Origin of the sequence: [Clostridium] aminophilum DSM 10710 (assembly GCF_000711825.1) — a bacterium.
GTDB classification, from domain to species: Bacteria; Bacillota; Clostridia; order Lachnospirales; family Lachnospiraceae; genus Clostridium_R; species Clostridium_R aminophilum.
This window is the reverse complement of sequence record NZ_JONJ01000009.1, coordinates 136,897-149,591: the sequence shown is the minus strand read 5'-3', so window position 1 is coordinate 149,591 and position 12,695 is coordinate 136,897. Positions and strand designations below refer to the sequence as shown.

Annotated in this window: 10 protein-coding genes and 1 tRNA gene; 9 read left to right on the top strand and 2 right to left on the bottom strand. The window is 52.1% G+C overall.

The window, feature by feature from the left end; translation table 11 throughout:
• Nucleotides 1-276: group II intron maturase-specific domain-containing protein (locus BR86_RS0108090; RefSeq protein WP_031472873.1), on the top strand; the 276-nt coding region annotated here is incomplete at its 5' end.
• A 136-nt stretch (nt 277-412) separates the two neighbouring features.
• Here the strand turns inward: BR86_RS0108090 and BR86_RS0108085 are convergent.
• Nucleotides 413-2,374 (bottom strand): flavocytochrome c, encoded by a 1,962-nt coding sequence (locus BR86_RS0108085; protein WP_038288238.1) that lies wholly within the window; start codon nt 2,372-2,374, stop codon nt 413-415.
• A gap of 221 nt (nt 2,375-2,595) precedes the next feature.
• Here BR86_RS0108085 and BR86_RS0108075 point away from each other — a divergent pair, with 221 nt between their 5' ends.
• Nucleotides 2,596-3,945, top strand: a complete 1,350-nt coding sequence (locus BR86_RS0108075; protein WP_031472869.1) for an MATE family efflux transporter — start codon at nt 2,596-2,598, stop codon at nt 3,943-3,945.
• A 212-nt stretch (nt 3,946-4,157) separates the two neighbouring features.
• Here BR86_RS0108075 and upp read toward each other — a convergent pair whose 3' ends face one another.
• Entirely contained in the window at nt 4,158-4,787 is a 630-nt protein-coding gene (gene upp, locus BR86_RS0108065) for a uracil phosphoribosyltransferase (RefSeq protein WP_031472865.1), read from the bottom strand.
• A gap of 329 nt (nt 4,788-5,116) precedes the next feature.
• Between upp and BR86_RS0108060 the strand changes: the two genes are divergently transcribed.
• The 7 genes from BR86_RS0108060 (at nt 5,117) to polA (ending at nt 12,667) form a co-directional block, all read left to right on the top strand.
• Nucleotides 5,117-5,830: an IMP cyclohydrolase gene (locus tag BR86_RS0108060; protein ID WP_031472863.1), complete on the top strand. Its 714-nt coding sequence runs from the start codon at nt 5,117-5,119 to the stop codon at nt 5,828-5,830.
• Between the two features lie 11 nt (nt 5,831-5,841).
• Complete coding sequence (locus tag BR86_RS0108055; RefSeq protein WP_031472861.1) at nt 5,842-7,020, top strand: phosphoribosylaminoimidazolecarboxamide formyltransferase; 1,179 nt, start codon at nt 5,842-5,844, stop codon at nt 7,018-7,020.
• 315 nt (nt 7,021-7,335) lie between these two features.
• Nucleotides 7,336-7,418 (top strand) — tRNA-Leu (locus BR86_RS0108050).
• A 348-nt stretch (nt 7,419-7,766) separates the two neighbouring features.
• The gene (locus BR86_RS0108045; RefSeq protein WP_031472859.1) at nt 7,767-8,153 is read left to right on the top strand and encodes a VOC family protein; all 387 of its coding nucleotides are present in this window, start codon (nt 7,767-7,769) and stop codon (nt 8,151-8,153) included.
• Nucleotides 8,154-8,533: 380 nt separating this feature from the next.
• Nucleotides 8,534-9,334, top strand: a complete 801-nt coding sequence (locus BR86_RS0108040; RefSeq protein WP_242841588.1) for an HAD family hydrolase — start codon at nt 8,534-8,536, stop codon at nt 9,332-9,334.
• A 121-nt stretch (nt 9,335-9,455) separates the two neighbouring features.
• A complete protein-coding gene (locus BR86_RS0108030; protein WP_031472855.1) occupies nt 9,456-9,824 on the top strand; it encodes an anti-sigma factor in 369 nt (122 codons plus the stop codon).
• A gap of 8 nt (nt 9,825-9,832) precedes the next feature.
• Nucleotides 9,833-12,667, top strand: a complete 2,835-nt coding sequence (gene polA, locus BR86_RS0108025; protein ID WP_031472853.1) for a DNA polymerase I — start codon at nt 9,833-9,835, stop codon at nt 12,665-12,667.
• Nucleotides 12,668-12,695: the final 28 nt, after the last annotated feature.

The window sequence follows — 12,695 nt, the reverse complement described above, 5'->3', positions numbered from 1 at the left end:
ATGAAGAAGAACATCGACGACATCAATGGATGGCTCTATCACAGAATCCGTATGTGTATATGGAAACAATGGAAGAAGCCCAAGACAAAGGTGCGAAATCTGATTAAGATGGGTGTGCCCGAGGACTTGGCGCATATGGCTGGCAACAGTCGGCGTGGATATTGGTTTACCACACATACAGTCGCAGTCAACATGGCGATGACAAAAGAAAGACTGATAAACAGTGGCTTCTATGATTTAGCCACAGCCTATCAGTCTGTGCACGTCAACTATTGAAAGCGCCGTATACCGAACGGTACGTACGGTGCTGTGAGAGGACGGGAGCTAATCACTCCCTCCTACTCAATTTATCCTTTTACGGAATGGATGAACCTATCATCCGAAACCACATTCCGGAACCGCCCGGGCCGGATTACTTAATGTAATCTACCGCAGCCTGGCCTGCGATACGTCCCATAACGGTGAAGTCGGATACTGCGGTTCCGCCGAGACGGTTGCCGCCGTGGATTCCGCCGGTTACCTCACCAGCAGCAAAGAGGCCGGAGATTGTCTTGCTGTTGGTATCCAGAACCTCCGTGTTGGTGTTGATTTTTACACCGCCCATGGTGTGGTGGATTCCCGGAGCAACAAGGATTGCGTAGAACGGAGCCTTGGACAGATCATTCTCATTGGAGAAGGAAGTACGTCCGAACTCTTCGTCCTTGCGGTCTGCATAGATCTTTGCCCAGCTCTCCATGGTCTTTGTGAAGTTCTCAGCCGGAACGTCCATTGCCTTTGCGAGCTCCTCAAAGGTCTGGCCGGTTACCGCATAGCCTGCATCCACATAACCCTGATATACAGCGGAGCCGTCCATCATTGCCTGGTCAAGGATCAGCCATACAGAACCGTCTTTCTGCTCCATTTCGGCAGCAGATACCTTGTCTCTGGTGGAAACTTCATCGAAGAAACGGTTTCCGTCCTTGTTTACAAGGATCGCACCGTCGCCGCGAACGCCCTCGGTGATCAGGTGAGCATTGCCCTTCTCGTCCACGTGAACGGTCGGATGAATCTGGATCTGATCCATATCGACAAGAGCAGCACCGGCATCCTCAGCCATCTTGATACCCTGTCCGAGAGCACCATCCGCATTGGTGGTAACAAAGCCCTTCAGGTCCGGGCGATACTTCTCAACCATCTCTGCATTTGCACCGAAGCCGCCGGAAGCGAGAATAACAGCCTTTGCGTTTACGGTGATGGTGTTGCCGCTGGTTCCCTTACCCTCAACGCCGACAGCGGCGCCATCCTTCATGAGGATCTTCTCAGCGGTGGTGTTGTAGAATACCTTTACGCCGCGGTCTTCCACATTCTTTGTGAGGATCGGAACGATGTATGCGCCGACAGCAGTGGTCTTGCCCTCTGCATTGACCGGACGGTGAATTCTCTTGACGGAAGCGCCGCCGGCTGCACCTACGGAGCTGAGATCAGCGCCGTGATCGTGGAGCCACTGGATGGAATCCGCAGAGTTTTTGGTCAGAGTCATGACCAGTTCCGGATCGTTGGTGCCGTGTCCGCCGATCATGGTATCGAGAGCCATCAGCTCAGCAGTATCGAAGTAACCTTCCGGTTTTGCCTGATATGCATCCCACTGTTCCTGAACTGTAGCAGCGAGTTTTGTGATTGCCTCATTATCGGCAAAATCCTTCTTTGCCTTCTCGAGAGTTGCGTTTACGCCTGCCTCCTCGGTGAACTTGTTCTTAGTCTGCTCCGGAGTCGCAGCGGCATTCATACCGCCGGTAGCGCGAACAGAGTTTCCGCCGCCCATGGCCTGGGACTCAAGGATGACAACGCTCTTTCCTCCATCGGCAGCAGTGATGGCAGCAGTCATACCGGCACCGCCCATACCGATGATGGCAACGTCTGCGTCAACCGTCTCATCCTGAGCCGGAGCTGCTTCGCCTGCTGCCTTGGACTGGAGATCTTCCGGCTTCATGCCTGCAGATGCGAGAGCGGCAACCGCAGCAGCCTTGATCGCATCGGAAGTGATCGTAGCGCCGGAAATGCCGTCGACCTCAACAGAGTTTGCGGAAACCATGGCACCCGGCAGTTCGTCGATTGCCTTTGTTCCGATTCCCTGTGTCTCGCCCGGGCCTTCTACTTTGACATCGGTGATAACACCGTCTTTCAGCGTTAAGCTTACCTTTACCGGGTTGCTCTCGCCGGCCATACCTGCCGCGGAGCCCTCAAATGTGCCGGAAACACCTGCTGCGGATGCTTCTGTAGCGGCAGCAGTAGTAGCTGCTGCTCCGGACTTACTACAGCCGGTCAGAGAGGCAAACAGTAAGGTGCCGGCAGCTGCAAGTGCAAGACCGGACTTTGTCATGAAGTTCTTTCTCATACTTCCTCCTAAAAGATTGTTGAATTTTTATCGAACTTATTATAGCAAAGGAAACTCTCATGATGGTATGAATTTTTTTCATGATTATGTGCCGGAAAAGGTGCTATTATATATAGTTGGGCATTTATTTATTCAAATGATGCAAAAAATGCGGAAGTCAGCATCGGGTTTGGCTGTTTTGTATAAAAATGCATTATACTGAATGGGTGGAGGAAATAATTATGAGATCGACAGCCAGAGACCTGACTGAAGGAAATATTCTGAAACAGATACTGATGTTTGCGCTTCCGCTGATGTTCGGCAATATTTTTCAGATGCTGTACAATACAGTGGATTCGATTGTAGTCGGACAGTTTGTCGGCACGGAGGCGCTTGCCGCCGTCGGTTCAACGACGATGATTACCAACATGGCCGTCTTTTTCTTCAACGGATTTTCGGTGGGAGCGGGGGTTGTCATCGGACGGTATTTCGGCGCAAAAGATATGAAAAAACTTCATCTCGCCATTGAAACGACGATGGCGTCGACCTTTCTTTTATGCGTCCTGTTTACCGTCGGCTTTATCTCAGCGGTGGATTTTATGCTGAAGTTCATGGACACGCCGGCGGACGTCTTTCATGAGGCGGCTGTTTACCTGAGAATCTACTTCGGAGGAATCTCGGGACTTCTGATTTATAATATCGGAAGCGGCATTCTCCGTGCGGTGGGAGATACGACCCGGCCGCTGATGTTTCTGATCCTGACGAGCGTGATGAATATCATTCTGGACCTTTTGTTTGTCATTCCGCTTCACATGGGTATCGCGGGCGTGGCGTACGCGACCATTCTCTCCCAGTTTATCTCCGCGGCTCTGACCCTTCTTCTGCTGATCCGCACACATGACATTTACCGGCTCGTGATCCGCGATCTGACGCTTGACCGCGCCCGTCTGAGAGAGATCTTTTCCATCGGCCTTCCCAACGGGATTCAGTCGGTGATTACGGCATTTTCCAACGTGTTTGTGCAGTCGTATATCAATTTCTTCGGCTCCACCGCGATGGCCGGATGGGGCTGCTACAATAAAATCGATCAGTTTATCATGCTTCCGATGGCGAGTGTCGCGATGGCGGCGACGACCTTTGTCAGCCAGAACGTGGGGGCCGGAAAACTCAAAAGGGCGAATGAGGGCACACGAACGTCAATTATGCTTACGCTGTCCGTCACCGGCACGATCGCGCTGCTGATCTGGATCTTCGCGGAGAGAACGATCAGCATGTTTACACAGGATGAAGGCGTCATCGCTTTCGGCACGTTTGCTCTTCGGCAAAATGTTTTCTTTCTGATGTTCAACTCGGTCAATCAGGTGCTTGCGGCCGCCATGAGGGGACGCGGGGATTCGACGGGACCGATGATGATCATGCTTGTGACGTTTGTTCTGTTCCGCCAGATCTATCTTTTTGTCGTGACGAGATTTATCGCCAACACACCGGCACTGGTGGCATTCGGATATCCGTTCGGATGGATCACCTGCTGTATCCTCGAGGTGTTGTATTTTGGCATCCGGCACGGAAAGAGGGAAATGGTCACCGATTGAACGGTCTGTTGCAGAAGAGAGGCAGAAGAAAAACAGAAAATAAACAGAAGAAAAGCAGAAGAAAAACAGTGGCGTGCGCATCTTCGCGCCGTGTTTTTTGGGGAGATGCAGAGCATTCTTTAGATTTTATAAAAATGAACCGGGAGGAAAAGCAGTTCGCTTTCCTTCCGGTTCTTCTTTTTTTATGAATTCGTCTGTTCCGATCGTTCGGATTACTTTGTTCCGAAGATACGGTCGCCGGCATCGCCCAGACCCGGGCAGATGTAAGCGTTCTCATTCAGACATCTGTCGACATGACCAACGTAGATCTGAACATCCGGATGAGCCTCGTGAAGTCTCTTCAGACCTTCCGGAGCAGCAATGATAGCCATGAACTTGATCTTCTTTCCGCCGTGGTTCTTGATCATGGTGATCGCATCGGCAGCGGAACCGCCTGTTGCAAGCATCGGATCGGTGACTACGATGGTACGCTGCTCAATCGGATTCGGCAGCTTGCAGTAATACTCGTGCGGCTCATGAGTCTCCGGATCGCGGTAAAGACCGATGTGGCCAACCTTTGCGGACGGAACGAGAGCGAGGATACCGCCGGTCATTCCGAGACCAGCGCGCAGGATCGGTACAACCGCCAGCTTCTTGCCGGCAAGCATCGGAGTCATGCATGTCTCGATCGGAGTCTCGATCTCCTTGTCCTCAACCGGAAGATCGCGGAGAGCCTCGTAGCCCATCAGCATTGCAATTTCCTCAATCAGAGAACGGAACTCCTGTGTTCCGGTAGCCTTATCGCGAAGAAGGGAGATTTTGTGCTGCAGCAGCGGGTGATCCAGAATTGTTACGTTAGTCATTGATTTACTCCTTTTTCTATATTGATCATTGGCAGTGTAAAACCGGCATCGGCCGGATAATATCCCATAACCTTACACATTATACAATAATTCTTCATGAAATAACAGTGGTAGGGAATCGGAACGAAAAATTTGCAATCCTTGTATTCTTTGTATAAGAATTTTGTATATAATGAGTTATAGGCGGTTCTGTTGTCACAACAGTGAATCAAAAATTGATTTCAATCAAGAGATTTTGGGCGAAATCGTGGTATGAATAGGCAGTGTGAGATTACATGCAAGTCTTTGATGACAAAAGAACATCACAGAACACAGAAAAGGAGAAAATCATGGAAATGATTTCGATTGAGCAGGAACTGCGGAATAACTCTTACCCGGGCAGAGGAATCATCCTCGGAATGACGCCGGATGGCAGACATGCGGCAGCGGCATATTTCATCATGGGCAGAAGCTCCAACAGCCGCAACCGTGTATTTGTTGAGGACGGCGAGGGAATCCGTACACAGGCGTTTGATCCGTCCAAACTCGAAGATCCGAGCCTGATCATTTACGCTCCGGTCCGTGTTCTCGGCAATAAAACCATTGTGACAAACGGTGACCAGACCGACACGATCTACGAGGGCATGGATCATCAGCTGACCTTTGAGCAGTCGCTCCGCAGCCGCGAGTTTGAGCCGGATGCACCGAACTACACGCCGCGCATCTCCGGAATCATGCACGTGGATCACGGAACCTACAATTACGCTCTGTCGATTCTGAAAAGCGACGGAGGACGTCCGGAGTCCTGCCTTCGCCAGACATTTGCATACAATCATCCGTTTGCCGGAGAGGGACATTTTATCAGCACCTATCAGCATGACGGGAATCCGCTTCCGAGTTTTGAGGGCGAGCCGAAGCGCATTGCCGTTCCGGATGACATCGATGCCTTTGCGGAGCTTCTGTGGAAGAGTCTCAACGAGGAGAACAAAGTCTCCCTGTTTGTCCGCTATATTAACATCGAAAACGGAACTTATGAGACACGCATTATAAATAAGAATAAATGAGGGCACAAACGATGAATGAAATTGCTTTAAAATACGGATGCAACCCGAATCAGAAACCGTCCCGCATCTTTATGGAAAATGGCGGCGATCTTCCGGTTACCGTTCTCAGCGGCAGACCGGGATATATCAATTTTCTGGATGCGCTGAACGGCTGGCAGCTGGTCAAAGAGCTGAAAGAGGCCACCGGTCTTCCGGCAGCGACATCCTTTAAACATGTTTCTCCGGCCGGCGCGGCAGTCGGACTTCCGCTCTCGGATACGCTGAAAAAGATTTACTGGGTGGATGATCAGGGCGACCTTTCTCCGCTTGCCTGTGCCTACGCACGTGCGAGAGGAGCGGACCGCATGTCTTCTTTTGGCGATTTTATCGCGCTTTCGGATCCATGTGATGCTGCCACGGCAAAACTGATCAAGCGAGAGGTTTCGGACGGTGTCATTGCCCCGGGATATGAGCCGGAGGCGCTGGAGATCCTGAAGGCGAAGAAGAACGGCAATTATAACGTGATTCAGATCGATTCTTCCTATGTCCCGGAGGCAATCGAGCGGAAGCAGGTGTTCGGCGTGACCTTTGAACAGGGACGGCAGGATTTCCATATCGGTGAGGAACTGCTGGAAAATATCGTCACGAAGAACCATGAGATTCCGGACAGCGCAAAGACCGATATGATCATTTCCCTGATTGTTCTGAAATACACCCAGTCCAACTCGGTGTGCTATGTGAAGGACGGACAGGCGATCGGCATCGGCGCGGGTCAGCAGTCGAGAATTCACTGCACGAGACTGGCGGGACAGAAGGCGGACAACTGGTGGAAGCGTCAGTCCCCGCAGGTTCTCGGACTTCAGTTTGTAGACGGCATCAAGCGTGCCGACCGCGACAATGCGATCGACCTCTACATCGGGGATGAGTACGAGGATGTGCTTGCAGACGGCGCATGGCAGAAGATCTTCAAGGTGAAACCCGAGGTGTTTACAAGGGAGCAGCAGAGAGCATGGCTGGATCAGCTGAAGGATGTCACTCTCGGATCCGACGCGTTCTTCCCGTTCGGAGACAATATTGAGAGAGCACGCAAGTCCGGCGTTCAGTATGTGGCGGAACCGGGCGGTTCGATCCGTGACGATCATGTCATCGAGACGGCCGACAAGTACGGAATGGTGATCGCGTTCACCGGAATGAGACTGTTCCATCACTGAGCCGCGGTTATGACCGTCCGTTCTGACGGCCGACGGATCGTGACCGACGGAGGAAAAAATGAAATCAGAAGGTGCGGTTGACGGATCTCCCTAAGAGCCTGGGAGCCGGGAAGCAGACGGCGCCTTCTGTTTTTTCGGCAGACGGAGAAAAAGTAAGCCGCGCCGGCGGTCGGTCGGGCCCGCTCGGGGAAGCGACGATTATTCGAAGAACCGGGCACTGCCTAATACGGTACATACGTTCATTGTCAGCGCTGTAAGAATTATTGGTTGCAATTTATACACAATTTTAGTAAAATGTTTCTCGTGACACGAAGCGCCGGCGTGTCGGAATGGCAGACGAGGGAGACTCAAAATCTCTTGTTGGAAACAACGTGCGGGTTCGAGTCCCGCCGCCGGCATCCTTGGCAGGGGCAATATGGACCGCTCAGCTGTGAGATATTCTCATGGCTGGGCGGTTTTTTCCTTTTGGACGAAAAGCCTGCCTTGGGACGGGAATATGACAGGGCTTGTAAAAAAGGGGCGTTGCGATGACGACAAAACAATGCGGAATTTGTTCGATTGTTCTTGAAATAATACAAAATTTAAAATATAATACTAAAAGAAGACAGAAAACTTCACGCAGTTCACGAAGGAAATATCACCAATGAAGTTGCGTGTTCATTTTTCGGAATCACCGGGAAATGTTCCGCAGGAAAAACGCTGGATGGAGAGAATCTGCTGACTGAAATCAGGAAAGGAGCAATACCATGAACATCACATCGTTTAATCCGCTGATTATTACCGATAAGGCTGATGAAGTGATCGCGCTGTTTGAAGCACTGGGCTTTGAGAAACGTCACACAAAAACCGGTATTGACGACAAGGCCTTTACCAGCGTTCGAATGAGATACACCAATGAAGAAGGAAAGGTATTTCACGTCGATGTGACGTCGGCAGACGTTCCGCAGACGATAACATCGATCCGCATGAATGTCAGTGACTTCGATGAAACATATGAAATGCTGAAAGCAAAGGGATTTACGAACGTGCAGGGTGACAAGATCACCGATACCGGATCTTCGGTGGCAACCATGATGGTTTCCCCGACCGGATATACCATCTCCGTTGCCAAGCACATCAAAAAGGACGAATAAGACCACAGGATTATCATCCGGAGGATGAACGGAAGAAGGCAGAAAAAGGAGTCTGCCGGATCCGTGTCGGAATGAAATACGCGAGGAATTGTCTCGGGCCTTCTATGATTTCAAATCATAGAAGGCCTGATTTGTGTCCGGCGCGGCAGTCAAAGCTGTGATTGGAGCCGCCGTCAGAACCGGGGAGCTGCCGTCAGAGCCGGGGAGAAGCGAAAGACAAAACCGAGGTCGGAGTATCAGTCAGGGTTTTCCCGCCGCGATGGACAAATGCTCCGGAAGAAGGTAAAATAAAACCTTGCATCAGGGAAACGCGGATCAAAGCGCTTCCTCAGAATGATGTTTGATTGATACATTCCAGACATTCGGAAAACGGAGAAACGATGACAGACGAACTTTTGAACCGGAAAACCTATCGGACCGACATCGGACCGATGTGCATGTCGCAGAACGAGCACGCGCGGTATCTGGCCCTTCGCGCGGAAGAAACTCCACGGGCCAAGGCCGCACGACTGAAGCCATATCGGCTTGTCAAAGCCGTGGTGTTCGATATGGACGGCGTGATCTTTGATTCGGAGCGTCTTGTTCTGAAAAGCTGGAAAATGGTGGCGGATCGCGAAAACATCCCGGAGATTGAGGAAACTGTCCGGAAGTGTCTCGGCACGAACCGGGAAGTGTCCCGAAGAATTTTTCTCGAAGCCTATGGAGAAGACTTTCCATATGATACACTGAAACAGGAGGCGGCCGGGATCTACCACCAGATGGCCGACGGCGGAAAGCTTCCGCTCATGCGCGGTGTGAGAGAACTCCTTGGGTTTCTGAGGGCGGAAAAGCGGAAGATTGCGCTGGCATCCTCCACCAGAGAAGAGGTGGTTGTCGCTGAACTTCGCGATGCGGGACTGCTGGAGTTCTTCGATGAGGTGGTATGCGGCGACATGCTGCAGCGCAGCAAACCGGAGCCGGATATTTATCTCATGGCCTGCGAGCGGATCGGCGTTGATCCGAAGGAGGCATATGCGGTGGAGGATTCCTATAACGGAATCCGTTCAGCGTATGCGGCCGGGATGCACCCGGTCATGGTTCCGGACATGATGCCGCCGACGGAAGAGATGGAAGAAAAGAGTGAGATTATCCTGACTTCTCTGGAAGATTTGCAGGATTATTTCCGGGTGCTGTTTTCATGAATTCAGGCGGTCAGTGCCGGGACAAAACCAAAAGGGAAGAGCGGATGGAACCGTTCCCGGCAAAAAACTGTACAACGGATGAACTGGCCTTTTTCGGCGGAGGTATCGGATGACTCATATTATGACAAGAGATTCTGTGGAAAAACTCAGCTGCGCGGAGGAGGAACGCCTTGTGGAACCTTACATCCGCGATCAGCTCCGGGGCGCAAAGCTTTCCGCATTTCTCAAACATCTCGACTCCTGTGAGTCCTGTCGGGAGGAACTGGAAATATATTATATGATCGATACCGGTCTGAAACAGCTGGACCGCTCCGGCGATCTCGGGCCGATGAATATCGCCGGGAGCCTGAAACAGAAAGTGGCGGCGTCCCATGCGAAAATGCATTTTCTCAGGAATCTGTATATCGGAAGCGTCGCCGTCTACACACTGACGGTGATGGCGATCGTGATGACGATGCTTCTGCAGATTCGGGTTTGGATCTTTAAGTGAGGTGTACTTTGGATAAAATACTTCTGATCGACGGACATAGTATTATGAACCGCGCGTTCTACGGCGTTCCGGAACTGACCAATTCCAAGGGGCTGCATACCAATGCGGTGTACGGTTTCCTGAATATCATGCTGAAGGTGATCGAGGAGGAACAGGCGGATCACCTGGCGGTGGCGTTTGATCTGTCCGCGCCGACATTTCGCCATAAAATGTTCTCCGAATATAAGGGGACCAGAAAGCCGATGCCGGAGGAACTTCGGGAGCAGATTCCGGTGATCAAGGATGTCCTGAAGGCGATGAATATTCCGATTCTTTCGATGGAAGGGTTTGAGGCGGATGATATTCTCGGAACGGTCGCGAAGCGAATGCAGGCGGAAGGAAAAGAAGTTTCCATCCTCTCGGGAGACCGGGATCTTCTGCAGCTCTCCGACGAGCACATCAAGATCTGCCTTCCGAAGACGGTGAAGCGTGTGACGGAAGTGCATTACTACTATCCGGAGGATGTAAAGAGAGAGTACGGAATCGCCCCGATCGAGGTCATTGACCTGAAGGCCCTGATGGGTGATACATCCGATAATATTCCGGGGGTTCCGTCTGTCGGAGAGAAGACGGCGACCGCAATTATCAGCGCCTATCATACCATCGAAGAAGCGTATGAGCATGTGGATGAGCTGAAGCCGCCGCGTGCACAGAAGGCGCTGCGGGAACACTGGGATATGGCCGTGATGAGCAAACAGCTTGCCACGATCAACATTCATGTGGAGATTCCGTTCTCGTTTGAAGACGCGCATGTGGGCAATATGTTCAGCCCGGAAGGATATCAGTGGATGAAAGACCTCGAGTTCCGCGCGCTTGCACAGCGTTTTGCGGGCGCGGATGCGGGGGAGACGGAACCTTCTGTGACATTTACGGCAGTGACGGAACGGAAGAAAGCGGATGATCTTTTTGCAAAGGCAAAAAAGGCTTCATCGGCCGGCATTCAGCTTGAGATTGCGGACGGACAGATCCTTGCCTGCGGACTTGCCTTTGGTCCGGAAGAGGCGTTCGTTCTGGTCGCGGAGCAGGAAAAACAGGAAGAGGAGACCTGCACCCAGCTCGAGATGTTCCCGGAACTTTCGGGACGCAATGCCGATCCGGATAAATCGGCATCGGATGGCCGGGACAATGCGCTGAATGCACGGTATCTTGCGGAAAAAGCGGAGGAGCTCTTCCGCGTTCATCCGAAACTGACCGTGATGGATCTGAAGGGACAGCTTCCTTTTCTGAAGAATACGGACCGGACGGTCGTGGACGGCGGACGCAATGACGGCGGAAACCGCGCGGTGATGGATGCCGGAATCGCAGGATATCTTCTGAACCCGCTGAAGGACACTTACGGCTATGACGATATCGCCAGAGATTACCTTGGAATGACCATTCCGGCAAAAGAGGAACTTCTCGGAAAATGCACCCTTGCGCAGGCGCTTTCCGGAATCGCGGAAACCGGCAGAAAATCAAAGAAAGAAAGCGATGGGGATACAGACCCGGAGGAACTTCGGAAGAAGGCTTTCGAGGTGATCGGCTATGATGCTTATATCGCCTGGAAGTCGAGAGATGTGCTGGAAGACAAGATGCGGGAGACCGGCATGCTGGATCTCTTCTATGATATCGAGATGCCGACGGTATATACGCTTTATCATATGGAAGAAGAGGGAATTATCGTTCTTCCGGAGGAACTGAAAGCGTATGCCGCAAAACTTCAGGTGCGGATCGATGAACTGGAAAAGGAGATTTATGCCGAGACCGGCCGCGAGTTCAATATCAATTCGCCGAAACAGCTTGGCGAGATTCTGTTCGGCGAGATGAATCTCCCGGGCGGAAAGAAGACGAAGACCGGCTATTCCACCGCGGCGGCGGTTCTCGACAAACTCGCGCCGGATTATCCCTTTGTCCAGAAGGTTCTGGACTACCGCCAGTATACCAAGCTGAAATCGACCTATGCGGAAGGACTCCAGCAGTACATCCGTGAGGACGGCAGGATTCACGGCACGTTTAACCAGACGATCACGGCGACCGGACGAATCAGCAGCACGGAGCCGAATCTCCAGAATATTCCGGTTCGCATGGAACTCGGACGGGAACTGCGAAAACTCTTTGTACCGCAGGAAGGCTGCATTTTTACTGATGCGGATTATTCCCAGATCGAGCTCCGCGTTCTGGCGGGCATGTCGGGGGATGAGAATCTGATCGCCGCGTACCGGGATGCAGAAGACATCCATGCCATCACGGCATCCCAGGTCTTCCATGTTCCGCTTTCCGAGGTGACGCCGGAGCTCCGCCGCAATGCGAAAGCTGTCAATTTCGGCATCGTCTACGGCATCAGCAATTTCGGCCTCAGCAACAACCTCAGCATCTCCAGACAGGAGGCTGCCGGGTACATTGAGCGGTATTTTGAGGCATACCCGGGGGTAAAACAGTTTATCGACCGTCTGGTCAGCGATGCGAAGGAAAAACACTATTCGGAGACGCTGTTCGGCAGAAGACGCCCGATTCCGGAGCTGGAGAGCGGCAATTTCATGCAGCGCCAGTTCGGAGAGCGTGTGGCGATGAACGCACCGATTCAGGGAACGGCGGCCGATATCATCAAGATCGCGATGATCCGCGTTGACCGGAGACTTCGCAGGGAAGGACTGAAGTCGCGTCTGGTTCTCCAGATCCACGATGAACTTCTGATCGAGACCAGGAAAGACGAGGCGGAAGCGGTGCGGAACATCCTTTCCGAGGAAATGAAGCATGCGGCGGATCTTCCGGTATCGCTGGAGATCAGCATGTCCGAGGGACAGTCCTGGTTTGAGACGAAGTAACGCTTCTGTAAAAAAGAGATTTGGATAT